A 26716-nucleotide genomic window follows, 5' to 3' on the forward strand; every position below is an offset into this window, starting at 1 on the left:
GACTGACCGATCGTGTCTGCCGCAACGACTGACCCCGCCCGGTCCGCTCCGTCCGCCCAGCCCGACCTCGTCGTCGTCGGCTCGGGTTTCTTCGGCCTGACCATCGCCGAGCGGTGCGCCGCCGAGCTGGGCCTGAAGGTGCTGGTGATCGAGCGTCGCTACCACCTCGGGGGCAACGCCTACTCCGAGATCGACCCGGAGACCGGGATCGAGGTGCACAAGTACGGCACCCACCTGTTCCACACCTCCAACAAGAAGGTGTGGGACTACGTCAACCGGTTCACCGACTTCACCGGCTACCAGCACCGCGTCTTCGCCAAGTACCAGGGCCAGGTCTACTCGTTCCCGATGAACCTGGCGCTCATCAACCAGTTCTTCAACAAGGCGCACACCCCCGACGAGGCCCGGGCGCTGATCGCGGAGCAGTCGAGCGAGATCGACACCAAGGACGCCGCCAACCTCGAGGAGAAGGCGATCAGCCTCATCGGGCGCCCGCTGTACGAGGCGTTCGTGAAGGGCTACACCGCCAAGCAGTGGCAGACCGACCCCACCGAGCTGAGCGCCGACATCATCACGCGCCTGCCGGTCCGCTACACCTTCGACAACCGCTACTTCAACGACACCTACGAGGGCCTGCCGGTCGACGGCTACACCGCGTGGCTCGAGCGGATGGCCGACCACCCCAACATCGAGGTCCGCGTCGACACCGACTTCCTCGACGCCTCCAACGGCCTCGCCGAGCAGTACAAGGGCAAGGTGCCCATCGTCTACACCGGCCCGGTCGACGAGTACTTCGGCAACAGCGAGGGGCGGCTGTCGTGGCGCACCGTCGACCTGGTCCAGGAGACCGTCGACGTCGACGACTACCAGGGCACCGGCGTCGTCAACGCCAACGACCAGGACGTGCCGTGGACCCGGGTGCTGGAGTTCAAGCACCTGCACCCCGAGCGCACCTACCTGCCGGGCAAGAGCATCGTCGTCCACGAGTACTCCCGCTTCGCCGAGGACGACGACGAGCCGTACTACCCGATCAACACCGCCGAGGACCGCGCCAAGCTGCTGCGGTACCGCGACCTGGCCAGGCAGGAGCCGATGGTGCTCTTCGGCGGGCGCCTGGGCACCTACAAGTACCTCGACATGCACATGGCGATCGGCTCGGCGCTGTCGATGTACGAGAACAAGCTCAAGCCGCACTTCGCCGACGGCGCCCAGCTGACCAGCGGAGGAGTCGAGGGATGAGCGTCACCCACACCCAGACGACCGAGGACGCCACGTCGCACGCACCCGGGACCGCCCGGGTCCGGCTGATGCGGCAGATCATGCCGGCCGACCGCGACACCGACGTGATCAGCCTCTACGTCGACCCCGACCCGCTGGCCCTGGACGCCGACAAGTTCGACATCGGCCACACCCGCGCGGCCCAGGAGGCCAACGCGATCACGACCCGGATGGCCACCGCGGCCAAGGGCGTGCGCGTCGTGCACCCCGACCAGATCCTCTCCCGCACGGCCTTCAAGGTCGAGCAGGGCGAGACGATGTCGTTCGGGAGCTACTTCAACGCCTTCCCGGCCTCCTACTGGCGCCGACACACCGTGGTCTCCGAGGTCCGCCTCACGGTGCGGCTCGAGGGCGAGGGCGCCAGCGTCATCGTCTACCGCTCGATGGCCAACGGCCGGTCGCAGCGCGTCGACTCCGGCGCCGTCGAGGGTGACGCGGGGGAGTTCTCCTTCGACCTCACGCTCAAGCCGTTCACCGACGGCGGCTGGTACTGGTACGACGTCGTGGCCACCGACGAGGACGCCGTCGTGCGCTCGGCGGAGTGGACCGCGGAGGTGCCGCTCGACCGGGCCCCGAAGGGCACCGTCACCATCGGCATCACCACCATGAACCAGCAGGACTTCTGCGCCAAGCTGCTCACCCAGCTCGGCAGCGCCGAGGAGCTCGACGACCTCGTCGACGAGGTCCTGGTGATGGAGCAGGGCACCAAGAAGCTCGTCGACTCCGAGTTCTTCCCCGCCGCCCGCGAGGCGCTGGGCGACACCCTGCGGATCATCGAGCAGGGCAACATCGGCGGCTCCGGCGGGTTCGCGCGGGCGCAGTACGAGGGCCTCAAGGCCGGCCGGTCGACCTACGTGATGATGCTCGACGACGACACCGAGTGCGAGCCCGAGGGCGTCGTCCGGGCCGCCACCTTCGGCGACCTGTGCCGCAAGCCGACGATCGTCGGCGGCCACATGTTCTCGATCTACCAGAAGGCCCAGCTGCACAGCTTCGGCGAGAAGGTCGAGCCCTACACGTTCTGGTGGGGCTCGGCGCCCGGCGTCGTCCCCGGCTGGGACCTCAACGAGCGCAACATCCGCTCGACCCGCTGGCTGCACGCCCGGATCGACGTCGACTACAACCCGTGGTTCATGTGCCTGATTCCGACGACGGTGCTGCGCGACATCGGACTGTCGCTCCCGCTCTTCATCAAGTGGGACGACTCCGAGTACGGGCTGCGGGCCAAGGAGGCCGGCTACCCGACGGTGACGCTCCCGGGCGCGGCGGTGTGGCACGTGCCGTGGACCGACAAGAACGACGCCCTGGACTGGCAGTCCTACTTCCACGTGCGCAACCGCTTCATCGCCGCGCTGCTGCACTCGAAGTACCCGCGCGGCGGCCGGATGGTGCAGGAGAGCCTCAACCACCAGATCAAGCACCTGGTGTCGATGCAGTACTCCACCGTGGAGCTGCGGCACCGCGCGCTGGTCGACGTCCTCGCCGGCCCCGAGGGCCTGCACGACCTCCTGCTCACGACGCTGCCCGAGCTCAAGGAGTCGGTGAAGGGCTTCGACGACGCCACCTACATCACCGACCCGGGCCAGCTCCCGGAGGTGCGCCGCCACAAGCTGCCCCGCAAGGGACGCGAGCCCTCCCCGGTGATCTCCGGCCGGGCCGCCACGATCCAGGCGCTGATCCAGCCGATCCGGCAGCTGCGGCAGCCGCGCGCGGTCTCCCAGGTCAACCCCGAGGCCGAGATCATGGGCCAGGACGCACGCTGGCACAAGATCGCCCGCTACGACTCCGCCCTGGTCACCCTGCCCGACGGTGCCTCGACGGCGTTCTACAAGCGCGACCGCGCCAAGTTCGTCGACCTGGTGAAGCGGACCCTGGCCGTGCACCGCGAGCTCGCGAGCAGCTGGGACGAGCTCGCCGAGCGCTACCGTGCCGCGATGGACGACATGACGTCGCCGGCCGCCTGGGAGAAGACCTTCCAGCCGTGGCTGACCGACGCCAACCCCGAGCCCGGGTCCGACGACTGAGCGAGATGCGATGACCGACACCACCACCGACGCGGCGCGGGCGCAGGCCGAGAAGGACCTGCCGCCGCTGGCCCCGCCGACGGCCGACAACGGGCTCAAGGCGGTCTTCCAGCGGCGCTACCTGCTCAAGCTGCTGGTGACGCGCGAGATCAGTGCGCGCTACCAGGGCTCGGTGCTCGGTCTGCTGTGGTCCTACATCAACCCGCTGTCGCAGTTCTGCATCTACTTCTTCATCATGGGCACGATCTTCGCCCTGCACCGGAACGTGCCGAACTTCGCCATCCACATCTTCTCGGCGCTGATCATCGTCCACTTCTTCAACGAGACGTTCAACGCCGGCACCCGCTCGATCGTGCGCAACCGCCAGATCGTGCAGAAGATGGCGATGCCGCGGGAGATGTTCCCCGTCGCCTCGATGCTGGTCTCTCTGTACCACGTGCTCCCGCAGGTGGTGATCCTCGTGGTGGCCTGCCTGTTCTCCGGCTGGCGACCCGACGTCACCGGGGTCGTCTGCTTCTTCATCGCCCTGGTCCTGATCAGCGTGCTCGGCACCGGGCTGGCGCTGATGTTCAGCGCGGCCAACGTGTTCTTCCGCGACGTCGGCAGCGTGGTGGCCATCCTGACCAACGTGGTGCGCTTCGGCGTGCCGATGATCTACAGCTACGAGATGGTCGACCAGCGGTTCGGCAGCTTCGCGCCCTACTACATGCTGAACCCGCTCGCGAACGCCGTGATCCTGTTCCAGCGGGCGTTCTGGACCGGCAGCACGACGCAGGAGACGGTCATGCCCGACCACCTCGTCGAGCGGGGGCTGGTGATGGTCCTGGTCTCCGTGGTGGTGCTGGGCATCGGCCAGCTGGTGTTCAGCCGGCTCGAGAACAAGATCCCCGAGAGGCTCTGACGTGGTCGACTCCATCCGCGTGGAGCACGCGACGAAGACCTTCACCAAGCGCTACCAGCGCACCCTCAAGCAGATCACCGTCGCCAAGCTGCGCGGCAACCAGACCATCGCCGAGTTCAACGCCGTCGACGACGTGTCGTTCACCGTCGAGCAGGGCGAGTCGATCGGCCTGATGGGCCTCAACGGCTCCGGCAAGAGCACGCTGCTGAAGATGATCAACGGCGTGATGCGACCCGACACCGGCTCGATCCTCACGCGCGGGCGGATCGCCGGGCTGATCGCGACCGGGGCGGGGTTCCACCCGCAGCTCACCGGCCGCGACAACCTCGAGCTCAACGCCGCCATCCTCGGCATGACCGAGAAGGAGCTGGCCCGCAAGTTCGACGCGATCGTCGACTTCGCCGGGCTCGAGGACAAGCTCGACACCCAGGTCGGCCACTACTCCTCGGGACAGAGCGCGCGGCTGGGCTTCTCGATCGCCATCCACGTCGACTCCGACATCTTCCTCGCCGACGAGGTCCTCGCGGTGGGGGACCGGCCGTTCAAGAAGAAGTGCCTGGCCCGGATGGGCGAGATCCGCGACAGCGGTCGCACCCTGTTCTACGTCTCGCACTCGGCCGGCTCGGTGCGCCGGATGTGCTCGCGCGTCCTGGTGCTCGAGGAGGGCCGGCTGGCCTACGACGGACCGGTCGACGCCGGCATCCGCTTCCTCGAGTACGACGACGACGTCACGCCCGAGAACGAGGAGGAGATGGACGAGGAGCTCGGCGCCGACATCTGAGTCGGCCCGACCCGCAGAGTTGACAAATCTCTGGTCCAGCGGCGTGTCGAGTGGAAATTACAGTCGTGTAGTTACTCAGGTTCTCTTCCCAACTCCTGTGACTGATGTGAAAGTTGCGTCTCGTGTGACTCTTCCCCTCGCACTGGAGCTGCTGAAAACATGTCATCTGAGAACGTCACGACCACCCACCCCAAGCACCCGCGGTTCGTCACCGCGTGCCAGCAGCTGCTGGTCCTCGGCGTCATCTGCGCCGTCCTGACGCCCGCCGCCCGGGTCATCTCGATCGAGCTGGGCCCGGCCCCCGACGGCGCCGGATCGACGCCGTCCGGCACGGCCGCGGCCACCCCCTCGCTCGAGTTCGCCGCCTACGCCGCGGCCCAGCAGGTCCCGACGCTGGTGCCCTCCGAGGTCGTCGACCCGACGGTGCGCGAGGTCCCGCTGACCGCGCCCCGCGGCGCCCGGATCGCTCCCGGCATGCTCGCCGCGCGGGCCACCCTGAAGCGCGGCGGTGCGACCGAGCTGGTCAGCACGCCGCAGAAGGTCACCGGCTACGGCGCGGTCGGCGTGACGTGGGAGCACGGCGCCGTCGTCCCCGACGACGAGATCGCCATCCAGGTCCGCACCCGCGACGAGGCCGGCTGGTCGTCGTGGCTCGACATGGAGTACCACGACGACCACGGTCCCGACCCCGACAGCCGGGAGGCCAGGAAGGCCCGTCCCGGCACCGACGAGCTGCTCGTCGGCGAGGTCGACGACGTCCAGGTGAAGATCGTCAGCGACGCCGCCGCGCCGCCCGACGTGAAGCTCGCCGTCATCGACCCGGGCGTGGCCGAGGAGTCGGCCAAGGAGCTGCCGACGATCGAGACCGGTCCCAGCCAGGGCACCGGCGGTACCGGAACCGGCAGCGGCACCGCGGCCCCCGCCAGCACGACCGGGGACGGCGCCATGGCGTCGTCGGCCGGCGACCTCGAGCTCGCCGCCGCGACCTACACCCCCCGGCCGGTCATCTACTCCCGCGCCCAGTGGGGCGCCGACGAGCGGATGCGCGACGCGAGCTCGCTGCACTACTACGAGGTCCACGCGGGCTTCGTGCACCACACGGTGAACGCCAACAACTACAAGGCCAAGGACGTCCCCGCGATCCTGCGGGGCATCTACGCCTACCACACCCAGTCGCGCGGCTGGAGCGACGTCGGCTACAACTACCTCGTCGACCGGTTCGGCCGCATCTGGGAGGGCCGCTACGGCGGCGTCGACCGCGCCGTCGTCGGGGCGCACACCCTGGGCTACAACGACGACTCGTTCTCGATGTCGGCGATCGGCAACTACGACGTCGCCCAGCCCTCGCAGGCCATGGTCCAGGCCTACGGCGTGCTGTTCGGCTGGAAGCTCTCGCTGCACGGGGTCAAGGCGTCCTCGACGAAGCAGTTCGTCACCTCGCGGAACTTCGCGGCCATCAACGGCCACCGCGACGCCGGCTCCACGGCCTGCCCGGGCCGGTACCTGTACGCGAAGCTGCCGCAGATCCGCTCCCTGGCCGCCCAGGCCCAGGCCGGGTTCTCCGGGCGGCAGCTGGAGTCGAACCTCGCCGGCTCCGACCAGCCCGACCTGGTGCTGCGCCGCAAGTCCGACGGGCGCGCGGTCGTCGTCCCCCTCGACAAGCGCGGCTCGTCGGTCGTCGCGGGCAAGCCGATCGCCACGGCGGTCAGCCTGGCCGGCTCGACCGCCTTCTTCAACGCCGGCGACTGGGACCGCGACGGCTTCTCCGACCTCATGGTCCGCGGCCGTGACGGGAAGCTCTACCTCGCCAGCGGCAACGGCAAGGGCGGCTTCCGCACGGGCGTGCCGATCGCCACCGGCTTCGCCGGGGTGCGGATGCTCTCGGCGCCCGGCGACGTCACCGGCGACGGCTGGCCGGACCTGATGGGCCAGCCCAAGAACGGCTCGATGCGGATCTACCCCGGCGCCGGCGGCAAGGGCGTGGGCGCCAGCTACGTGGCCTACAGCGCCGTCGCGGCGTACCGGCACATCCCGGTCGGCCTCTGGGGTGCCGACGGCGCCCCGGACAGCATCTTCCGCACCGGCAACAGCCTGAGGATCCTGCACGGCAACGGCCCCGGCGGCCTGACCGGCTCGATCAAGACGATGAAGTTCGACATGAGCCCCTACGACATCGCCAGCGGGATCAGCGACGTCGACCTGGTCGGCCACCCCGACCTGGTGGTGCGCAAGAAGGGCACCGGCGAGATGTACCTGGTGCGCGGCTACCGCAAGGGCTTCGGCGCGCCGACCCTGCTCGGCACCGGCTTCGAGCTCTACGACCGGATCGGGTGAGGCCCGAGACCCCCAAGGTGTCCGGTCGCTCAGGCAGGGAAGCGGGCGGTGGCGCGCTCGGCGACGTAGGTCGCCTCGAGACGCTCCCGTCCGGCCTGGACGACCAGGACGAGCGAGCCGCTGCGTGCCAGCGGCTCCGTGAAGGAGGCGACACCCGGTGGGGAAGCCGGGTTCGCCTCCGACAGGAGGCGGCCGCCGTCGGTGACGAGAGTCCCGGCGGCGGCTGCTTGCCACAGCCGGGCCTGCGTCACCGCGGTGCCCCCGAGGTCGTGGGCGACGTCGTCACCGGTGGGCGGGTCCCACGCGGTGAAGGCGTCGGGCTGCGACCAGATCTCGGTGCCGACGTCGTGGACGCCGGGCGGGACGCCGCCGGCGAAGCGGACCCCCATCGGGAGCAGCGCGCAGGCCAGCACCACCCGGTCCTCGGCCTGGGGCGCCCACCGCTCGAGCGAGTCCGGCCCGCACACGACGGCGTCCGGGGCGTCGTCGTCGGTGACCACGAGCCCGGCGGTCCAGGCCGCGCCGAGGAAGACGGTGCCGAGCCAGTGCGGCGGCAGGTCGACCCGCAGCGTCGCGCCGCGCTCGAGGTCGAGCTCGTCGACCAGCAGGGAGGCGGCCTTGGCCACCCAGTTCGCGTACGTCGTCACCGAGAGCTCGACGCGCTCCCCGGTGCCCTCGTCGTAGAACGTGACGAGCGGACGCCCGGCGTCGTGGCGCAGCTGGGCGGTCAGGACGGCGGCGAAGGTCGTGGCAGGAGGCACTCCTGCAGTCTCGCGCAGTCCGGTGACTGGCTAGTCTCCGCCCCATGACGACGCCCGGGCCCGCCCTCGACCGATTCTGGGCCGTCGTGCCGGCCGGGGGAGCCGGCACCCGGCTCTGGCCGCTCTCGCGCTCGTCGGCGCCGAAGTTCCTGCGCGACCTCACCGGCAGCGGACGCTCGTTGCTCCAGGAGACCCACGCCCGCCTCGCGCCGCTCGTGGAGGACCGCTTCCTCGTCGTCACCGGCCGCGCGCACCGCGACGCCGTCGTCGAGCAGCTGCCCGGCCTCCCCGACGGCGCCGTCGTGGCGGAGCCGTCGGCGCGCGACTCGATGGCCGCCGTCGGCCTGGCCGCCGCCCTCCTCGAGCGGCGCGACCCGGACGCCGTCCTGGGCTCCTTCGCCGCCGACCACGTCATCGGCGAGCCGGAGGCCTTCGCGACGGCCGTGCGGGTCGCCGTCCGCGCCGCCGAGGACGGGTGGCTGGTCACCCTCGGGATCGAGCCGACCTCGGCCTCCACCGCGTTCGGCTACATCCACCTCGGGGAGCCGCTCGCCGGGCACCCCGGCGCCGCGCACGTCGCGGCGTTCGTGGAGAAGCCGTCGGCCGACGTCGCCGAGCGGTACCTGGCGACGGGGGAGTTCCGGTGGAACGCCGGCATGTTCGTCGTCCGGCCCACGGTGCTGCTCGACCTGCTCGCCGCCGGTGACCCCGGGTTCGCCGCCGCGCTGCGCGCGATCGCGGCCGACCCCGACACCCTCGACGACGTCTGGCCGATGCTGCCGCGGATCGCGCTCGACCACGCCGTCGCGGAGCCGGCCGCCGCGGCCGGCCGGGTCGCGGTGGTGCCGGCCGCCCTCGGGTGGGACGACGTCGGCGACTTCGACTCCCTCACCGGCCTGCTCGGCGACCCCGACCGCGCGCGGCTCTCCGTGCTGGGCGACGACGCCCTCGTCGTGGGTCGCGACGCGACCGGGCTCGTCGTCCCGGCATCGGGTCGGGTGGTCGCCGTCGTCGGTCTGGACGACGTCGTCGTCGTCGACACCCCCGACGCCCTCCTGGTCACGACCCGCGAGCGCGCCCAGGACGTCAAGGCCGTCGTCGCAACCCTGCGCGACCTCGGCCGCGACGACCTCCTCTAACCCTGTACGCGGAGGCTGAGCAAGCGAGCGCCAGCGAGCGCCGACGAAGCCGGGCACCGCTCCCGGAGGCTGAGCAAGCGAGCCCTGGCGAGCGCCGACGAAGCCTCGTCACTGTCGGAGGCTGAGCAAGCGAGCCCTGGCGAGCGCCGACGAAGCCTCGTCACTGTCGGAGGCTGAGCAAGCGAGCCCTGGCGAGCGCCGACGAAGCCCGGCACCGCTCCGCGGGAGGTAAGCGCCGGGACGCTGGCCGATGACGACCTGCGGCTTCGTCGGCGCTCGCTGGCGCTCGCTTGCTCAGCCTCCGGAACGCGGACTGCGGGCGTGGCTTCGTTGGCGCTCGCCGGGAGGCGTTGGCCGATGACGACCTGCGGCTTCGTCGGCGCTCGCTGGCGCTCGCTTGCTCAGCCTCCGGAACGCGGACTGCGGGCGTGGCTTCGTCGGCGCTCGCTGGCGCTCGCTTGCTCAGCCTCCGGAGCGTGGACTCCAGGCGCGGCTTCGTCGGCGGGCGGGCTAGATGATGGTGGCCTCGGGGGCGTCGGTGTAGGGGTAGGTGTCCATGAAGGTCTCGAGGGCCTCGCCGCTGACGTCGCCGCAGTACTGCCAGACGCCGGTGGACTCCTCCGTGGTGCCCTTCCAGTGCGTGAATGCGACGTGCTGGCCGTCGGGGAACTTCGCGCCGTCCTCGTCGGAGTCGAGCCACGGGGCCGCGATGAACTTGTTGCGGTAGTTCTTCGCGTCGCCGCTTTCCTTGAACTTGTTGGCGATCGCGCGGATCTGGCCGAGCTGCGTGGCGTCGTCGGCGATCGTCTCGTCGTACCAGAGGATCGTGTAGCCGTGCTCGAGGTTGTGCACGAGCTGCTCGAGCTCGGGCCGGTCGTCGGCGTCGTAGAACTTGTCCTCGAACGGCGCCGGGGCGCCGATGGCGTTCCAGTGGGCGCCGTAGGCCGGCGGCGCGGCGTCGTAGGTGACCTGCTGCGGCTCGTCGACGTGGTTGCCGACGTCGCTGCCGGCCTTCTCGACGACGTCCTGGCAGGTCGAGGCGGCCGCGCCGATCTGGTTGAGGGCGTCGTCCTCGTACTTGGACTCCTCGAAGGCACCGCGGGCCATCGGGTAGGTCGCGACGCCGATGATGGCGACGGCGATGGCGATCGCGACGAGCACGATCGCGTTGCCGCGCTTCTTCTCGGAGGTCCGCTGCTTCTTGAGGGTCTCCTCGATCAGCTTCTGGCGCTCGGTCTTCTGGGACTTGGACGACTTGGCCACGGGTCGGCTTACCTCATTCAACGGGTCGGGAGTCGCGCAGAGTCTACGGAGTGCCCCTGCGGATGTGTCGAGCGGCACCGTCCCCGGCGTCGTCGCCCCCTCCGGGAGCCAGGTGCCAGCCGAAGGCGAAGGCCACCACGGCGGCCAGCGGAGCGGCCGCGGGCGGGACCGTGAGGGTGTCGTCGTCGACGTGCGCGGCGCTGACCCCGAGCGCGTCGAGGAGCGCGCCGGCGAGCTCGACGGCGGGCGCGGGGCGGCCGAACGGCGTCCGGTCGGCCGGGTCGCCGCGCGCGCGGACCACCGCCTCGCGGGCGCCGAGGCGACGAACATGTCGGCGTCCTCGGCCCGCACGAGGGCGCGCGCGCCGGGCCCGGCGTCGCCGTCGGGGAGCCACCAGGTCGGCCCGCCCGCGGACGACGGCGAAGGGCCGGCCGCCGAGCTTGCCCTGGGCCAGCTCGGCGAGCCCGGCGATCTCGTCGGCCACCGCGGGGGCGGTGACGGCGAGCTCGTTGCCGTGCGCGTCGACGCGCCCGGCGAAGTCCTCGGCCACCAGGACGCCGGCCGCCCCGACCGCGATGTCGGTCTGGCCCTCGCGCCAGGCCCGCCCGGCGGTGTCGGTGACGACGACGCCGAGGGTGCGCCCGGTGCGTGCACGGAGCGCGGCGCGGAGCCGGCGGGCCGAGGCGTCGGGGTCGACCGGGAGCAGCACGGCCCGGCCGCGCTCGACGTTGGAGCCGTCGATGCCGGCGGCGGCCAGGGTCAGGCCGTGGTGGGTGCGCGCGATGGTGGTCGGCCCGCGGCGGGCCACGACGCGGGCGGTCTCGGCGGCGAGGTGCTCCTCGCGCGTGCCGTCGACGACCCGGCCCTCGGACTTGCTGACCGCCTTGCTCGTCACCACGACGACGTCGCCGTCGAGGAGCCCGCCGGCCGGCCCGGTGCCGAGGACGGCCAGGAGGAGCGTGGCGAGGTCGTCGCCGGCCCGGACCTCGGGGACGCCGTCGGGGGCGAACGCGGTGACGCTGCCCCCCGCGCTGCCCCCCACGCTGGCCCCCACGTCGGCCCCCGGGCCCGTCCCGGTCACCGGACCAGCTCGACGGCGGCCGCCGCCATCGCGGCCGTGGCGTCGAGGTCGGTCATCATCAGCGGGACGGCGGCGCAGGCCAGCCCGGCCGCCCGGACCGCGGCGACCTGGTCGGCGTCCTGCTCGTCGACGAGCCAGCCGTCGAGCACGCCGCCGGCGTCCCCGGCGCGGGAGCCGTAGTGCAGCCCGACGGCGCCGGCGGAGACCTCCACGCCGATCGAGGTGAGCATCTGGTGGGCCATGCCGCGCACGTGGGTGCCGCCGACGATGGGGGAGAGGCCGACGACCGGGGCCTCGGTGGCGCGCAGGGCGTCGCGGACGCCGGGCACCCCGAGGATCGTGCCGACCGAGACGACCGGGTTCGACGGCGGCAGCAGCACCAGGTCGGCGCCGGTGACCGCGTCGAGGACGCCGGGCGCCGGCGTGCTCTCCTCGAGCCCGACGACGACGACCGTCTCGGCGGGCACCGCGGCGCGCAGCCGCACCCAGTACTCCTGGAAGTGCACGACCCGGCGGCCGCTGGGGGCGCTCGGGTCGGCGATCGCGACGTGGGTCTCCACCCGGTCGTCGGTCATCGGCAGCAGCCGGACGCCGGGACGCCAGCGGTTGCAGAGCGCGCCGGTGACCGCCGAGAGCGGGTAGCCGGCGTCCAGCATCTGGGTGCGCACGAGGTGGGTGGCGATGTCGCGGTCGCCGAGGCCGAACCAGGTCGGCTCGACGCCGTAGGCGGCCAGCTCGTCCTTGACGCTCCACGACTCGTCGCGCCGGCCCCAGCCGCGCTCCTGGTCGATGCCGTCGCCGAGGGTGTACATGACGGTGTCGAGGTCGGGACAGATCTTGAGCCCGTGCATCCACAGGTCGTCGGCGGTGTTGGCGACGACGGTGATCTCGGCGTCCGCGGCGACGCCCGGCAGGGTGCCGGCCGCGACGGCGTGCCGCAGTCCCTGCAGGAACCGGGCGCCGCCCATGCCGCCGGAGAGCACCGTGATGTTCTTCATGGCCCCTACTCTGCCGCCCCCCGCCGCCGCGCCGGACCCACGGGTCCGGACCAGACCGGACCCCGGCACCGCCGGCGATACCAGACATCCGCTTGACTTCCCTGCACGACAGGCATGTAATTCCAACATTGTTGTTCCGGGATCTCCCACCAGCTGGACGGGTCACCCGGCACGGCGTGGCACCAGATCGTTGGTGGCGACATCGCACGGGTCGAAGTGTGAAGAAGCGGGTCGAGAGGTGGGAACCATGAGGGAGCTCTTTCTCCTGGCTCCGGACACGGACGAGGCGGGATGGCAGGAGCGCGCGCTGTGCGCTCAGACCGATCCCGAGGCGTTCTTCCCGGAGAAGGGTGGGTCGACGCGCGAGGCCAAGAAGGTGTGCCTCACGTGCGAGGTGCGCAACGACTGCCTCGAGTCGGCGCTGATGAACGACGAGCGGTTCGGGATCTGGGGCGGGCTCTCCGAGCGCGGGAGCGGCGCAAGCTCAAGAAGCGCGTGGTCTGACGCAGCACCACCAGAGGGACGCCCCGGTCGACGACGGCCGGGGCGCCTCTGCTTTTCCGGCGGCCTCCGTGTCGGTGGGGAGGAGGCGGCGGCGAGGGTCGGCCGGTGAGGACTGCGGGGCCCGTGGACCGTTGGCCTAGGCTCGCAGATCGTGTCCGCCCCGTCTGTCCCGTCCGCGCCGTCGGGCCGCGTCGTCGCCCTGCTGGTGACGCACGACGGCACCCGCTGGCTGCCCGGGGTCCTCGACGGGATCGCCGAGCAGGGCGCCGCCCTGTCCGGGGTCGTCGCGGTCGACACCGGCAGCACCGACGGCAGCCGCGACCTGCTGCCCGGGGGCTACGACCTCGTCGAGGCGACGTCGTCGGCGTCGTACCCGGACGCCGTCCGGCTCGGCCTGGAGCGGGTCGCCGCCCTCGCGCCGGACACCGAGTGGGTCTGGCTGCTGCACGACGACTCCCGCCCCGCGCCCGGCGCGCTGGCCGCGCTGCTCGCGGCCGCCGCGCGGCGTCCCGACGTCGACGTCCTCGGCCCCAAGCTGCGGGAGTGGCCCTCGCTGCGCCGCCTGCTCGAGCTCGGCGTCACCCTGTCCGGCACCGGGCGCCGCGAGACCGGCCTCGAGCGCGGCGAGTACGACCAGGGCCAGCACGACGAGGAGCGCGAGGTCCTCGCCGTCAACAGCGCCGGGATGCTCGTGCGCCGCCGCGTGCTGGAGGAGCTGGGCGGCTTCGACCCGCGGCTGCCGATGTTCGGCAACGACCTCGACCTCGGCTGGCGCGCCGCGGCCGCCGGCCACGCCACCCTGGTCGTCCCGGACGCCGTCGTCTTCCACGCCGAGGCCGCCCACCGCGGGCTGCGCCGCACCGCCCTCACCGGGCGGCACACCCACTACCAGGAGCGGCGCGCCGCGCTCTACACGCTGCTCGTCAACAGCAGCGCCGCCGCGCTGCCGTGGCGGGTGCTGCGCCTCACGCTCGGCACGCTGGTCCGGATGGTCGGCTTCCTCCTCGTCCGCTCGGTCGGCGAGGCCCTCGACGACCTCGCCGCGCTGGTCGCCGTCGTCCTCCGGCCGGGCCAGGTGCGCGCCGGTCGCCGCGAGCGCCGCGACCGCGCCGCCGCGGGCGGCCCCGACCGGGAGCGCGTCAAGCGGCTGCTCCCGCCGCCGTGGCTGCCCTACCGCCACGGTCTCGACTTCGTCGGCGACGTCGTCTCCGCCGTCACCCAGCAGGCCTCCGACGTCGCCGAGCGCCGCCGCGTCGCGGCCGCCGAGCTCGACCCGTCGTCCCAGGCCGCGACCCGGCTCCGCGCCGAGCGTGAGCGCGACGAGGACGACGACCTCGCCGACTCCGGCGCCATCGCCCGGTTCTTCACCAACCCGGTCGCCCTGACGATGACGCTCGTCGTGGCCGTGATGGTCGTGGCGGCGCGCACCGCGCTCGGCCAGGTCAGCGGCGGCGCCCTCGCGCCGGCCCCCGACGGCGCCGGGGCCTGGTGGTCGCTGCACCTCGCCTCCTGGCACGAGCTCGGGTTCGGGACCGACGTCCCGGCGCCCCCGTACGTCCTCCCGCTCGCCCTGCTCGGCACCGTGCTGGGCCCGACCGGGGCGGTCAGCCTGCTGCTGGTCGGGTCGGCGCCGTTCGCGCTGTGGGGGGCGTGGCGCTTCCTGAGGGTCGCCGGGCGACTGGTGAGCCCGCGCGGCGCGCCGCGCTGGATCCTGGTCGGCGGCGCCACGGCCTACGCCGTCGCCCCGGTCGCCGCCGGTGCCTGGGGACACGGGCGGCTCGGCCTCGTGGTCGCCGGTGCCCTGCTGCCGTGGCTGGCCCACGCGGCGCTCGGCTTCGCCGAGCCCGAGCCGGACCGCCGCCGCCGCGCCGGCTGGCGGGTCGGGCTGCTGCTCGCGCTCACCACCGCCTTCGCGCCCACGACCTGGCTGGTCGCCGCGGTGCTGGTCCTGGTCGTCCTGGGCGCCGGTCTGCTGCTCGCCCGCGGCCTGGTCAGCGCCCGCGACGTGTGGCTCCCGCCGCTCACCGCGATCCTCGTCCCGCTGGTGCTCCTCGGACCCTGGTGGGTCCCCGCGCTCAGCACCGGCTCGGGCGCCGCGCTCCTGCTCGACGCCGGGCGCCCGCCCTCCGACGGCGTCGGGGCGCTCGACCTGCTCGCCGGCCGGCTCGGCGACCTGGGCGCCCCCACCTGGGCCGGCCTGGCCCTGGTCGTCCTCGCCGTGCTCGCGCTGCTGCCCCGCGCGACGCGGATCCCGGTCACCCTGTGCTGGCTGGTCGTGCTGGTCAGCGCCACCGTCGGCGCCGTCCTCGGCACCGTGGACCTCACCCTGACCGCGACCGACACCCCCGCCGGGCTCGGCGGGCCGATGCTGGCGGCGCAGGCGGGCCTCGTGGTCGCGGTCGTGCTGGGCGCCCAGGGCGCGACCCGGGCCGGGCTGGCGGGTCCGCTGCGGGCGGCCGGGATGGTCGCGGCCGCGGCCGCGGTCGTCGTCCCGCTCACGGGGATCGCCTGGTGGCTCACCGGCGACGACGACCTCACCTCCGCCGACGCCTCCGTGGTCCCGGCCTACATGGTGCAGCGCTCGACCACCGGCCCCGAGCACGGCGTCCTGGTGGTCGACGGCAGCGTCGCGACCGGCCTGACCTACACGGTGCGCCGCGGCGACGGCGTGACCGTGGGCGAGGACGAGGTGCTCGCCCCCAGCGACGTCGACCCCGCCGACGCGGCCACCGTCCGCGACTTCCTGTCCCGCCCCACCGGCGACGTCGTCGACCGGCTCGGCGGCCTCGGCATCGAGTACGTGCTGCTCACCGCCCCGGTCGACGGCACCGTGGCCGCGGCCCTCGACGCGACGTCCGGCCTGGTCCAGGCCGGCTCCGACGCCGGCACCCGCGCCTGGGAGGTCGACCGGCCGCTCGACCCGGACGCCGTCGCCGGCGACGACAGCGGGTCGCGGGTCGTGCTGCGGGCCGTGCTGCTCGCCGTCCAGGGGATCGGCGTGGTGCTGGTGCTCGTGCTCGCCGCCCCGACGCTGCGAGCGAGGAGACGACCGTGAGCGACCCGACCCCCACCCCCGGACGCCGGGCCGCCACCGGCGGGCGCGCCGCGCGCGCCCGCTTCGACGTGACCACCCTGGCCGCCGTCGTGCTGCCGCTGCTCGCCGTGCTCGCCGCCCTGCTCGTCGACACCGGGTCCGAGCCGCGTCCCGCCGTCGCGCCCCGGGAGACCGCCCTGTCCACCGCGAGCGTCGTGTGCCCCGCCGGCGGCAACGGCATCCAGGTCGCCTCGACGTCGGGCGCCAGCGGCGACCTGACCGTGCGCAGCGGCCGCCGCGACGACCGCGACGTCGCCGTGGCGCCGGGGCGGTCCACCGAGGTTGACACCGGTGAGCGCGCCGCCGTCGTCCTCGGCGAGGGCGACCTGGCCGCCGGGCTGGTCGCGGCGAGCTTCTCGCGCCCGCTCGCCAGCTTCGACTGCCGCGCCCCGGTCTTCGACCACTGGTTCACCGGGGTCGGCGCCGGCGCCCGCCACCAGTCGATCCTCCAGCTGGTCAACCCCGACGAGGGCCGTGCCGTCGTCGACGTCGAGGTGCTGGGCAGCGAGGGCGTCGTGGACGCCCCGGGTCTGCGGGGGGTCGCGGTGCAGGGCGGGGAGTCGCGCAGCATCGACCTCGCCGCCACCCTGCCGCGGCGCGACGAGCTCACCCTGCACGTCAGCGTCGTGCGGGGCCGGATCGCGGCGAGCGTGCGCGACACCGTGCGCGGCATCGGCGGGAGCCGGGCCGGCGACGACGGGCTCGGGTCGCAGGACGCGCCGGCCACCGAGAACCTGCTGCTCGGCGTGCCCGGGGGCAGCGGACCGCGGATCCTCTTCGTCGCGAACCCGGGCCCGACCCAGGAGCGCGCCACCGTCAAGGTGGTCACCGCCGACGCCGCTTTCACCCCGTCCGGGCTGGAGGAGGTCGTGCTCCCGCCCCAGTCGGTCGTGCCGGTGCGGCTGACCCGCGTGCTCGCCGAGGTCGGCACCGGCGCGGAGCGGGCGCTGGGGGTGCTCGTGGAGTCCACCGTGCCGACGACCGCGAGCCTGCAGATGTTCTACCGCGGCGACCTGGTGCGCTCCTCGCCCGTCGCGCGCCTCGACGGGCCCGGCACCGCCGTCCTGCCCGCCGGCAGCAAGAGCCTCGTGCTCGGCGGCGCGGCCGGCCCGGGCGCGGTCACCGTCACGGCGTCGGACGAGGGCGGCGCGGCCCTGCCCGAGCAGCGGGTCGAGGTCGCCAGCGACCGGGCGACCGTCGTCGACCTGCCGGACGGCGCCCGGCTCGTGACGGTCACCGGCGTCGCGACGACCTCCGTCGTGCTGGTCACCAACGACGACGGCGCCACCCTGGTCCCCGTCCGGGCCCCGGTCACCACCGGGCTGGTGCCCGACGTCGCGCCCGGCCTGCCCTGACGCCGGCCCGGCCCGGCCCGCGGGCGCGGTCGGCTCAGTCGTCGGTGTCGTCGAAGCGCGGGTCGACCTGCTCCGGGTCGATGCCGAGCAGCTCGGCGACCTGCTCGACGACGACGCGGTGCACGAGGGCCTCGAGCTCGCCGCGCGAGGAGCTGCGGTGCTCGATCGGGCGCCGGAAGACCACCAGCCGGGTCGGCCGGGTGCCGGTGCCGCGCACCAGGGAGGAGAGCGGCACGGTGCCCGACTCCCAGTCGTCGGGCACCTGTGGGGCGTCCTCGACGGCGTACTCGACCAGGCCGAGGTGCTCCTGCCAGCGGTCCTCGATGTCGGCGACGACGGCGAGCACCAGGTCGTCGAAGCGGTCGCGGCGGGTGCGGAGCTCGGGCGTGCGGGGGTCGCGGGGCAGCACCGCCGGCCCGCGCATGCCGCGGTCGCGCCGGTCCCTGGTCCGGGTGCGTCGTCGACCGGTGTCCCCGGGACCTGCGTGCTGTGCCACCCCGCGAGCCTAGGCGGCAACCACGGCCTCCACGGGTACCGTCTCCTCCGTGAGTCTCCGGCGCTGTTCGCGCACCCCCTGCGGTCGTCCCGCCGTGCAGACCCTCACCTACGTCTACGCCGACCAGACCGCCGTCCTCGGCCCGCTGGCGACCTTCGCCGAGCCGCACGCCTACGACCTGTGCGCCGTGCACAGCGAGCGGCTCTCCGCGCCCCGGGGGTGGGAGGTGCTCCGCCTGGCCTCCGACGTCCGCGACACCGGGCCCAGCTCCGACGACCTGCTCGCCCTCGCCGACGCCGTCCGCGAGGCCGGGCGACCCGCGCCCGTGGAGCGCACCCGCCCGGCCGAGGAGGGTGGTCGCGAGACCAGCCGCCGCGGTCACCTGCGGGTCCTCACCACCGACTGACCGGCTGGGGGCGGGGCGCCGGACCCCACTAGGCTGCGCGACATGGCACTCGACCCCGGCACGGTCCACGCCGTCTTCAAGGCCTACGACGTGCGGGGCACCGTCCCCGACCAGGTCGACGAGGAGCTCGCCGCGGCCACCGGTGCGGCGTTCGTGGAGGTCGTCGGGGCCCGGGAGGTCGTCGTCGGCTACGACATGCGGCCGAGCTCGCCCCGTCTCGCGGGCGCCTTCGCCGACGGTGCCAACCGGGCCGGCGCCGACGTGACGCTGATCGGGCTGGCCTCCACCGACCAGCTCTACTTCGCCTCCGGGCTCCTCGGCCTGCCGGGCGCGATGTTCACCGCCAGCCACAACCCGGCGCAGTACAACGGCATCAAGCTCTGCCGCGCCGGGGCACAGCCGGTCGGCACCGACACCGGGCTCACCGCGATCCGCGACCTGGTCGCCGCCGGGCACGCGCCGAGCGGCCCGGGCGGCGGGTCGATCACCGAGCACGACGTGCTGGAGGCCTACGCCGCCCACCTGCTCTCGCTCGCCCCGGTCACCGGCCGGCCGCTCAAGGTCGTCGTGGACGCCGGCAACGGGATGGCCGGGCACACCGCGCCCGCCGTCTTCGAGCGTCTCGGCGCGCAGGTCGAGCTCGTGCCGCTCTACTTCGAGCTCGACGGCACCTTCCCGAACCACGAGGCGAACCCGATCGACCCCGCCACCCTGGTCGACCTCCAGCAGAAGGTCGTCGAGGTCGGCGCCGACATCGGCCTGGCCTTCGACGGCGACGCCGACCGGTGCTTCCTCGTCGACGAGCGCGGGGCGGCGGTCTCGCCGTCCGCGCTGACCGCCCTGATCGCCGAGCGCGAGCTCGCCCGGCACCCGGGCTCGGTGGTCATCCACAACCTCATCACCAGCCGCGCCGTGCCCGAGATCGTCACCGAGCTCGGCGGGCGCCCGGTGCGCACCCGGGTCGGCCACTCCTACATCAAGGCGACGATGGCCGAGACCGACGCCGTCTTCGGCGGCGAGCACAGCGGTCACTTCTACTTCCGCGACTTCTGGCGCGCCGACTCCGGCATGCTCGCCGCCCTGCACGCCCTCGCGGCGCTGGCCGGCAGCGACCGGCCGCTGTCGGCGCTGATGGCTCGCTACGACCGCTACCCGCTCTCGGGCGAGATCAACTCGACCGTCGCCGACCCGGCCGCCGCCGTGGCCGCGGTCGAGGAGGCCTTCGCCGGCCGGCCCGGCGCCACCACCGACCACCTCGACGGGCTGACCATCAGCCACGCCGACTGGCAGCTCAACCTCCGGATGTCCAACACCGAGCCGCTGCTGCGGCTCAACGTCGAGGGCGCCGACCACCGAACCATGACCGCGACGCGCGACGAGGCGCTCGCCCTGATCCGCGGAGGAAACCGATGACCGACACCACTGGCAGCAGCACGGGCGGCCCGACGGGCGGCCCGACGGGCGGTCCGACGGGCGGGATCGACCCCGCGCTGCTCGAGATCATCGTGTGCCCCGACTGCCGCGGCGACCTGGCCGTCGTGACGGCGTCGGGCGCCACCGAGCTGGTGTGCCAGGCCTGCGGCCTCGCCTACCCGGTGCGCGACGACATCCCGGTGCTGCTCGTCGACGAAGCCCGCCGCCCGGCCTGACCGGGGAGGACGACGCGATGACCTGGTTCGACGAGTCCCGTCTCGACGACGAGATGGCCCTGGGCGCCTCCGACCTGCGCCTGCGCACCCTGGCCGAGTCCGGCGCCCGGGTGCGCCGGGAGGCCGAGAACGCCGCCGCCGCGACCGCGGTCGCGGTCGAGCGCGCCCAGGACGCCCGCCCGCGCGCGGTGATCGCCGCCGGCCCCGACTCGCGGCTGCTGCGCGCGGTCCTCGAGCCGTGGTGCCCGGTGCCCTTCGTCGCCTGGCCCGGGCAGGGCCTGCCGGGCTGGGCGGGCAGCCTCGACCTGGTCGTCGTCCTGGCCCCGAACGGCTCCGACACCGGGACGGCGTCCGCGGTCGCCGAGGCCGTGCGCCGCGGCTGCCAGGTCGTCGTGGCCTGCCCGCCGGCGTCCATGGTCGCCGAGCACGCCGACGGGCGCTGGAGCACGCTGCTGCCGACCGTCGCCGACGACCAGCTCGCCACGGCCGTCGTCATGCTGACCTACCTGCACCGCGTCGGCCTCGGTCCCGACGCCGCCCCCGACGGCGTCGCGCAGGCCCTCGACGACGTCGCGATCGCCTGCTCGCCGCACCGCGACATCTCGATCAACCCGGCCAAGATGCTCGCGATCTCGCTCGCCGACGCCAACCCGCTGGTCTGGGGCGGCTCGGTCCTCGCGGCCCGGGCCGCGCGCCGCGTCGCGGAGTCGATCCGCCGGTCGAGCGGTCGCACCGCCCTGGCCGGGGACGCCGAGCACCTGCTGCCGGTCCTGGAGGCGACCCGGCCCCGCGACGTCTTCGTCGACCCCTTCGCGGGCGAGACGGGCTCCGGGGGAGACCTGCGTCCCGTGCTCGTCGTCCTCGACGACGGCGCCGACGACCCCGTCGTGCGCGAGCACCGCGGCCGGCTCGGCGCCGCGGCCGACGGGCGCGGCGTCCGGGTCGAGACCGTCACGAGCGAGGCCCCCAGCGAGGTCGCGCGCTACGCCTCGCTGCTGCTCACCGGCACCTACGCCGCGGAGTACCTGCGCCTGGGCATCGTCGAGGACTGAGCCGGACGCCGCCGGGCCGGACGGGCGCGCGGGTGCGACCGCGTGCTCGTATAACCTCTGCCGCATGAGCGCTGGGCTGTTCGGACTCCTCGACGACATCGCCGTGCTCGCCAAGCTGGCGGCGGCCTCGGTCGACGACGTCGGCGCCGCGGCGGCGCGGGCCAGCGCCAAGGCCGCGGGCGTCGTCGTCGACGACACCGCCGTCACGCCCCAGTACGTGCAGGGAGTCGCGGCGAAGCGCGAGCTGCCGATCATCAAGAAGATCGCGATCGGCTCGCTGCGCAACAAGCTGCTCTTCATCCTGCCCGCGGCGCTGCTGCTCAGCGAGTTCGCGCCCGACTGGGTGCTGCCGGTCATCCTCATCTGCGGCGGCACGTTCCTGGCCTACGAGGGCGCGGAGAAGATCTGGGAGCGGGTCAGCGGCCACGGCGCCGAGGCCGACGACGCCCCCGCGGCCGAGATCAGCCCCGAGCAGGAGAAGACGATGATCGCCGGTGCGGTGCGCACCGACTTCATCCTCTCCGCCGAGATCATGGTGATCGCCCTCAACGAGGTCGCCGCCGAGGCGTTCGTGGCCCGCGCGGTCATCCTCGCGGTCGTGGCCGTCGGCATCACGATCCTCGTCTACGGCGTGGTCGCGGCGATCGTGAAGATGGACGACGTCGGGCTGAGCCTGGCCCAGCGCTCCTCGGCGGCCGCCCAGCGGATCGGCCTCGGCCTCGTCAAGGCGATGCCCCGGCTGCTGGCCACCATCTCCGTCGTCGGGATCGCCGCGATGCTCTGGGTCGGCGGGCACATCCTGCTCGCCCAGCTGCACGAGCTCGGCGTCGACCCGCCCTACGACGCGGTCCACCACCTCGAGGTGGCCGTCCACGACGCTGTCGGCGCCCTCGGCGGCGTGCTCGGCTGGCTCACCAACACCGCGGCCTCCGCGGTCGTCGGCCTGGTCGTCGGCGCGATCGTCGTGGCCGTCGTGCACGTGCTGCCGTTCGGCAGGAAGCACGGCGCCGCGCACTGAGCCCGGCCCCGGCCGCCCACTCCGCCCACTCCGGTATCACAGGGGTGTGGTGCTCCAACGATTCTTCGTACGGCGATGCGCAGTCCTAGCCTTGTACCACGCGCTTCATCCGCATCGAACAGCACACAGGAGCACCCGTGGACTTCAAGGTCGCCGACCTCTCCCTGGCCGACTACGGCCGCACCGAGATCCAGCTCGCCGAGCACGAGATGCCCGGCTTGATGGCGATGCGCGAGCGCTACGGCGACTCCAAGCCGCTGGCCGGCGCGCGCATCGCGGGCTCGCTGCACATGACCATCCAGACCGCCGTCCTCATCGAGACGCTCACCGCGCTCGGCGCCGAGGTCCGCTGGGCCTCGTGCAACATCTTCTCGACCCAGGACCACGCCGCGGCCGCCGTCGCGGTGGGTCCCCACGGCACCGTCGAGGCCCCCGCCGGGGTCCCGGTCTTCGCGTGGAAGGGCGAGACGCTGGAGGAGTACTGGTGGTGCACCCAGCAGATCCTCGACTGGCCCGGCGACACCTTCGCCAACATGATCCTCGACGACGGCGGTGACGCGACGCTGCTCGTGCACCTCGGCCTCGACATGGAGAAGACCGGCGTCGCGCCCGACCCGGCCTCGGCCAAGAGCCACGAGCAGAAGGTCATCTTCGACGTCCTCAACGCCTCGCTCGCCGAGAACCCGGGCCGCTGGACCCCCATCGCCGCCGAGATCAAGGGCGTCACCGAGGAGACCACCACCGGTGTGCTGCGTCTGTACGACATGATGAAGGAGGGCTCGCTGCTCTTCCCGGCCATCAACGTCAACGACTCGGTGACCAAGTCGAAGTTCGACAACAAGTACGGCTGCCGGCACTCGCTCATCGACGGCATCAACCGCGCCACCGACGTCCTCATCGGCGGCAAGGTCGCCGTCGTCTGCGGCTATGGCGACGTCGGCAAGGGCTGCGCGGAGTCGCTCCGCGGCCAGGGCGCCCGCGTCATCGTCACCGAGATCGACCCGATCTGCGCGCTGCAGGCCGCGATGGACGGCTACCAGGTCGACACCCTCGACAACGTGCTGCCCATCGCCGACATCATCATCACCGCGACCGGCAACAAGGACGTCGTGACCGTCGACCAGATGTCGCGGATGCGCCACAACGCGATCCTCGGCAACATCGGCCACTTCGACAACGAGATCGACATGGCCGGCCTCGAGGCCGAGGGCGTCGCGGTCCGAAAGAACGTCAAGCCGCAGGTCGACGTGTGGACCTTCCCGGCGGGCAACGCGATCATCGTGCTGTCCGAGGGCCGCCTGATGAACCTGGGCAACGCCACCGGCCACCCCTCGTTCGTGATGTCGAACTCCTTCACCAACCAGGTCCTCGCGCAGATCGAGATCTTCACCAAGCCCGAGGAGTACCCGGTCGGCGTCTACGTGCTGCCCAAGCACCTCGACGAGGAGGTCGCCCGGCTGCACCTCGACTCGCTCGGCGTGAAGCTGACCACCCTCAGCGACGACCAGGCCTCCTACCTCGGCGTGGCCGTCGAGGGGCCCTACAAGGCCGAGGCCTACCGGTACTGACCCAGCACGGGGTCGACCCGCGTGTCGGGACCCCGTGAGCCAGGAGCCGAACGCCACCACGGACCCCCGTGGTGGCGTTCGGCTTCTCCGGCTCCGGGGTCTCGGCGGCGCTCGCCCGCGCCCGCCTGCCCGGCCTCCGTGGTGACCCGGGCCGTCGCCCGCGGGCGCGGCCGCGGCTGCCGCCGGGTACCGGCGGGTAGGGCCTGCTGGTGGGTGCTGTCAGAATGGGGTCCATGACCGAGTCGTCGAACGACCTCGCGACCAACGGTCGCGTGCTGGTCGTCGACGACGACGCGGCGCTGGCCGAGATGTTGTCGATCGTGCTGCGGCAGGAGGGTTTCGACTCCCGCACCGTCAGCCGGGGCGACCGCGCCATGGAGGCCTTCCGCGACTACCGGCCCGACGTGGTGCTGCTCGACCTGATGCTGCCGGGCCGCGACGGCATCGACGTCTGCAAGGAGATCCGCGCCGAGTCCGGCGTCCCGATCGTCATGCTCACCGCCAAGGGCGACACCGTCGACATCGTGGTGGGGCTCGAGTCCGGTGCCGACGACTACGTCGTCAAGCCGTTCAAGCCGAAGGAGCTGGTCGCGCGGATCCGGGCCCGCGTGCGCCGCAAGGAGACCGCCGGCCCCGAGCAGGCCGACGCCCTGGCCATCGGTGACCTCGAGATCGACGTCGCGGGCCACGCCGTGAGCCGGGCGGGCGAGCCGATCGGGCTGACCCCCCTCGAGTTCGACCTGCTCCTGTGCCTGGCGCGCAAGCCGTGGCAGGTCTTCACCCGCGAGATGCTGCTCGAGAAGGTGTGGGGCTACCGCCACGCCGCCGACACCCGCCTGGTCAACGTGCACGTGCAGCGCCTGAGGTCCAAGGTCGAGCACGACCCCGAGCACCCCGAGATCGTGGTGACCGTCCGCGGGGTCGGCTACAAGGCCGGCAAGGCCTAGGACGTGCGCGCCCCGCGGGTGCCGTCCCGACTGCGGCGGCCGCCCACCTTCTGGCGGCGCTCCATCCAGGCCCGGGTGGTCGCGAGCACCCTGGTCCTCTCGGCCGTGGTGATCTGCGCGGTCGGGTGGTACCTCCTGCGCCAGACCCGCGACGGGCTGCTCGAGAACCGGGTGGACGCCGTGCTCGCCGAGTCGGCCTCGGCCACCCGCGACGCCCAGGGACGGCTGCAGGCCGCGCCCGTGGGTGGCACCGACGCCGCCAGCCAGGTGCAGGACCTGGCGCGCGAGATCATCGGGCGCGCCGACACCCGCGGCTACCAGGTCGTCATCACCGGCCCGGTCGACGCCGGGGTGCCGCTCAGCGACGCGGTCGCGACCTACAGCGCGGGCCTCGACGTCGTCGCCACCCTGCCGACCGCCCTGCTCGACCGGATGTCGACGGTCGGAGCCGGACCCGCCTGGACCTACACCGAGGTGATCTCGGACCGCACCGGCGAGACCGACGTCATCAGCGACCAGCCCGAGGACGGCTCCGTCCCCGGCATCGTGGTCGCCTCGCAGCTCCGGCTGCCCGCCGACGGCCGCACCTACGCCCTCTACGTCGTCTACCCGCTCGCGGAGGAGCAGGAGACGCTCGGCCTGGTGACCCAGGCCCTGCTGACCGCCGCCGTCCTGCTGCTGGTCCTGGTGGCCGGCATCACCTGGCTGGTCACCCGCCAGGTCGTGACGCCGGTCCGGCTCGCGCGTCAGGTCGCCGAGCGGCTGGCCGCCGGCCGGCTCCAGGAGCGCCTGCGGGTCACCGGCGAGGACGACCTCGCGCGGCTCGCGACGTCGTTCAACCAGATGGCCAGCAACCTGCAGCGCCAGATCCGCCAGCTCGAGGAGCTCAGCCGGGTGCAGCGCCGCTTCGTCTCCGACGTCTCCCACGAGCTGCGGACGCCGCTGACGACGGTGCGGATGGCCGGCGACGTCCTGCACGACGCGCGGTCGAGCTTCGACCCGGGCACGGCCCGCGCGGCCGAGCTCCTGCAGACCGAGCTGGACCGCTTCGAGACGCTGCTCGCCGACCTGCTCGAGATCAGCCGGTTCGACGCCGGCGCCGCGGTGCTCGACCTCGAGGACGTCAACGTCGGCGACGTCGTGCGCCGCGTCGTGGACTCGACAAGGGCCCTCGCCGAGCAGCGGGGGGTCCGCATCGCCGTCGAGGACGCCGACCGGCCCTGCCTGGCCGAGGCCGACGCCCGGCGGGTCGAGCGGATCGTGCGCAACCTGGTCACCAACGCCATCGACCACGCCGCCGTCGGGGGCCGCGACCCCGGCATCGTCATCCGGCTCGGCGTCGACGAGGACGCCTCGGCCGTCGCCGTCCGCGACTACGGCATCGGGCTGGAGCCGGGGGAGTCGGCGATGGTGTTCAACCGCTTCTGGCGCGCCGACCCGGCCCGCGCCCGGACCAGCGGTGGCACGGGGCTCGGGCTCTCGATCGCGCTGGAGGACACCCACCTGCACGGCGGCTGGCTCCAGGCCTGGGGCCGCCCCGGCCGCGGGGCCCAGTTCCGCCTGACCCTGCCCCGTCGCAGCGACCACGCCCTGCGCCGCAGCCCGCTCCCGCTCCAGCCCGACGACGCCACCGACCGCGACGAGGTGACCGCGTGAGCGCCCGATCCGCCCGGCCCTCCCGACCCGCCCGGCCCGCCCGACACCCCCGGCCCGCCCGGCCCACCCGGCGGTGGCCGGCCGTGCTGCTCGCGCTGGTGTGCCTGCTGCCCGTGACGGCGTGCACCGGCCTGCCCGACTCGGGTCCGGTCGTGGAGGCCGGCACCGAGTCGCAGGTCAACGAGCGCGAGCCCGACGAGGTCAACGCCGTCCCGCCCGCCGAGGACGCGACCCCCGACGAGATCGTCCTGGGCTTCCTCAAGGCGATGACCGCCTGGCCGACCGACACCGAGGTCGTCGAGCAGTACCTCTCCGCCTCGGCCGCGGGGGAGTGGGACCCCGCCGCCGCGACCATCACCTACGTCGGCCAGCCGCTGCCGCGCGAGGACAACCTGCGCTTCACCCTCACCC

General features: G+C 73.3%; 21 protein-coding genes and 1 pseudogene. 17 read left to right on the top strand and 5 right to left on the bottom strand.

What is annotated here, in order from left to right; translation table 11 throughout:
• Window positions 1–12: 12 nt before the first annotated feature.
• From glf to FE634_RS07060, 5 genes are all read left to right on the top strand, one after another.
• Complete coding sequence (glf, locus tag FE634_RS07040; RefSeq protein WP_212721594.1) at window positions 13–1239, top strand: UDP-galactopyranose mutase; 1227 nt, start codon at window positions 13–15, stop codon at window positions 1237–1239.
• Complete coding sequence (locus tag FE634_RS07045) at window positions 1236–3302, top strand: glycosyltransferase (RefSeq protein WP_148240466.1); 2067 nt, start codon at window positions 1236–1238, stop codon at window positions 3300–3302. Before glf ends, FE634_RS07045 begins: the two co-directional genes overlap by 4 nt.
• Before the next feature lie 10 nt (window positions 3303–3312).
• A complete protein-coding gene (locus tag FE634_RS07050) occupies window positions 3313–4203 on the top strand; it encodes an ABC transporter permease (protein ID WP_137293289.1) in 891 nt (296 codons plus the stop codon).
• A gap of 1 nt (window position 4204) precedes the next feature.
• Window positions 4205–4984, top strand: coding sequence for an ABC transporter ATP-binding protein (locus FE634_RS07055; protein WP_137293290.1), 780 nt, complete (start codon window positions 4205–4207; stop codon window positions 4982–4984).
• A 159-nt stretch (window positions 4985–5143) separates the two neighbouring features.
• Complete coding sequence (locus FE634_RS07060; RefSeq protein WP_148240467.1) at window positions 5144–7318, top strand: N-acetylmuramoyl-L-alanine amidase; 2175 nt, start codon at window positions 5144–5146, stop codon at window positions 7316–7318.
• Window positions 7319–7347: 29 nt separating this feature from the next.
• On the opposite strand, the gene FE634_RS07065 is transcribed toward FE634_RS07060, so the two are convergent.
• Entirely contained in the window at window positions 7348–8079 is a 732-nt protein-coding gene (locus FE634_RS07065; RefSeq protein ID WP_138875471.1) for a TIGR03089 family protein, read from the bottom strand.
• 44 nt (window positions 8080–8123) lie between these two features.
• Here FE634_RS07065 and FE634_RS07070 point away from each other — a divergent pair, with 44 nt between their 5' ends.
• Window positions 8124–9218, top strand: coding sequence for a mannose-1-phosphate guanylyltransferase (locus FE634_RS07070; RefSeq protein ID WP_138875472.1), 1095 nt, complete (start codon window positions 8124–8126; stop codon window positions 9216–9218).
• Window positions 9219–9728: 510 nt separating this feature from the next.
• On the opposite strand, the gene FE634_RS07075 is transcribed toward FE634_RS07070, so the two are convergent.
• The 3 genes from FE634_RS07075 to cofD are packed head-to-tail and all read right to left on the bottom strand — an operon-like array spanning window position 9729 to window position 12560.
• A complete protein-coding gene (locus tag FE634_RS07075; RefSeq protein ID WP_137294899.1) occupies window positions 9729–10481 on the bottom strand; it encodes a DUF3105 domain-containing protein in 753 nt (250 codons plus the stop codon).
• A 43-nt stretch (window positions 10482–10524) separates the two neighbouring features.
• Complete coding sequence (locus FE634_RS07080; protein WP_262347608.1) at window positions 10525–11523, bottom strand: coenzyme F420-0:L-glutamate ligase; 999 nt, start codon at window positions 11521–11523, stop codon at window positions 10525–10527.
• A gap of 35 nt (window positions 11524–11558) precedes the next feature.
• Window positions 11559–12560, bottom strand: a complete 1002-nt coding sequence (cofD, locus tag FE634_RS07085) for a 2-phospho-L-lactate transferase (RefSeq protein ID WP_137294901.1) — start codon at window positions 12558–12560, stop codon at window positions 11559–11561.
• Between the two features lie 247 nt (window positions 12561–12807).
• Between cofD and FE634_RS07090 the strand changes: the two are divergent.
• The 3 genes and pseudogenes from FE634_RS07090 to FE634_RS07100 all read left to right on the top strand — a co-directional run bounded on the left by FE634_RS07090 (window position 12808) and on the right by FE634_RS07100 (window position 17513).
• Window positions 12808–13064 (top strand): annotated as a pseudogene (locus FE634_RS07090) (WhiB family transcriptional regulator).
• A 151-nt stretch (window positions 13065–13215) separates the two neighbouring features.
• Window positions 13216–16119: a glycosyltransferase gene (locus tag FE634_RS07095; RefSeq protein WP_148240468.1), complete on the top strand. Its 2904-nt coding sequence runs from the start codon at window positions 13216–13218 to the stop codon at window positions 16117–16119.
• Window positions 16116–17513, top strand: a complete 1398-nt coding sequence (locus FE634_RS07100) for a DUF5719 family protein (protein WP_148240469.1) — start codon at window positions 16116–16118, stop codon at window positions 17511–17513. The genes FE634_RS07095 and FE634_RS07100 overlap by 4 nt, the downstream gene beginning before the upstream one ends.
• Window positions 17514–17547: 34 nt before the next feature.
• On the opposite strand, the gene FE634_RS07105 is transcribed toward FE634_RS07100, so the two are convergent.
• A complete protein-coding gene (locus FE634_RS07105; protein ID WP_246060880.1) occupies window positions 17548–18009 on the bottom strand; it encodes a metallopeptidase family protein in 462 nt (153 codons plus the stop codon).
• Window positions 18010–18058: 49 nt separating this feature from the next.
• Between FE634_RS07105 and FE634_RS07110 the strand changes: the two genes are divergently transcribed.
• The 8 genes from FE634_RS07110 to mtrB all read left to right on the top strand — a co-directional run bounded on the left by FE634_RS07110 (window position 18059) and on the right by mtrB (window position 26305).
• Window positions 18059–18415, top strand: coding sequence for a DUF3499 domain-containing protein (locus FE634_RS07110; RefSeq protein WP_134764574.1), 357 nt, complete (start codon window positions 18059–18061; stop codon window positions 18413–18415).
• Window positions 18416–18457: 42 nt separating this feature from the next.
• Window positions 18458–19828: a phosphomannomutase/phosphoglucomutase gene (locus FE634_RS07115; RefSeq protein WP_137294905.1), complete on the top strand. Its 1371-nt coding sequence runs from the start codon at window positions 18458–18460 to the stop codon at window positions 19826–19828.
• A complete protein-coding gene (locus FE634_RS07120) occupies window positions 19825–20064 on the top strand; it encodes a Trm112 family protein (protein WP_148240470.1) in 240 nt (79 codons plus the stop codon). The genes FE634_RS07115 and FE634_RS07120 overlap by 4 nt, the downstream gene beginning before the upstream one ends.
• A gap of 17 nt (window positions 20065–20081) precedes the next feature.
• Window positions 20082–21116: an SIS domain-containing protein gene (locus tag FE634_RS07125; protein ID WP_137294907.1), complete on the top strand. Its 1035-nt coding sequence runs from the start codon at window positions 20082–20084 to the stop codon at window positions 21114–21116.
• 64 nt (window positions 21117–21180) lie between these two features.
• The gene (locus FE634_RS07130) at window positions 21181–22134 is read left to right on the top strand and encodes a DUF808 domain-containing protein (protein ID WP_138875476.1); all 954 of its coding nucleotides are present in this window, start codon (window positions 21181–21183) and stop codon (window positions 22132–22134) included.
• A gap of 137 nt (window positions 22135–22271) precedes the next feature.
• Window positions 22272–23702, top strand: a complete 1431-nt coding sequence (ahcY, locus tag FE634_RS07135) for an adenosylhomocysteinase (protein WP_137294909.1) — start codon at window positions 22272–22274, stop codon at window positions 23700–23702.
• Window positions 23703–23935: 233 nt separating this feature from the next.
• Window positions 23936–24649: an MtrAB system response regulator MtrA gene (mtrA, locus tag FE634_RS07140; RefSeq protein ID WP_137294910.1), complete on the top strand. Its 714-nt coding sequence runs from the start codon at window positions 23936–23938 to the stop codon at window positions 24647–24649.
• A 3-nt stretch (window positions 24650–24652) separates the two neighbouring features.
• A complete protein-coding gene (gene mtrB, locus FE634_RS07145; RefSeq protein ID WP_148240471.1) occupies window positions 24653–26305 on the top strand; it encodes an MtrAB system histidine kinase MtrB in 1653 nt (550 codons plus the stop codon).
• Window positions 26306–26716: the final 411 nt, after the last annotated feature.

Origin of the sequence: Nocardioides sp. S-1144 (genome assembly GCF_005954645.2) — a bacterium.
Classification (GTDB): Bacteria; Actinomycetota; Actinomycetes; order Propionibacteriales; family Nocardioidaceae; genus Nocardioides; species Nocardioides dongxiaopingii.

Excerpts from the sequence above, each read along its gene's own strand:
- FE634_RS07115 (WP_137294905.1), top strand. The coding sequence starts at position 18,458 with ATGGCACTCGACCCCGGCACGGTCCACGCCGTCTTCAAGGCCTACGAC.
- FE634_RS07120 (WP_148240470.1), top strand. The coding sequence starts at position 19,825 with ATGACCGACACCACTGGCAGCAGCACGGGCGGCCCGACGGGCGGCCCG.
- mtrA (WP_137294910.1), top strand. The coding sequence starts at position 23,936 with ATGACCGAGTCGTCGAACGACCTCGCGACCAACGGTCGCGTGCTGGTC.
- FE634_RS07125 (WP_137294907.1), top strand. The coding sequence starts at position 20,082 with ATGACCTGGTTCGACGAGTCCCGTCTCGACGACGAGATGGCCCTGGGC.
- FE634_RS07130 (WP_138875476.1), top strand. The coding sequence starts at position 21,181 with ATGAGCGCTGGGCTGTTCGGACTCCTCGACGACATCGCCGTGCTCGCC.
- FE634_RS07070 (WP_138875472.1), top strand. The coding sequence starts at position 8,124 with ATGACGACGCCCGGGCCCGCCCTCGACCGATTCTGGGCCGTCGTGCCG.
- FE634_RS07060 (WP_148240467.1), top strand. The coding sequence starts at position 5,144 with ATGTCATCTGAGAACGTCACGACCACCCACCCCAAGCACCCGCGGTTC.
- FE634_RS07045 (WP_148240466.1), top strand. The coding sequence starts at position 1,236 with ATGAGCGTCACCCACACCCAGACGACCGAGGACGCCACGTCGCACGCA.
- FE634_RS07050 (WP_137293289.1), top strand. The coding sequence starts at position 3,313 with ATGACCGACACCACCACCGACGCGGCGCGGGCGCAGGCCGAGAAGGAC.
- cofD (WP_137294901.1), bottom strand. The coding sequence starts at position 12,560 with ATGAAGAACATCACGGTGCTCTCCGGCGGCATGGGCGGCGCCCGGTTC.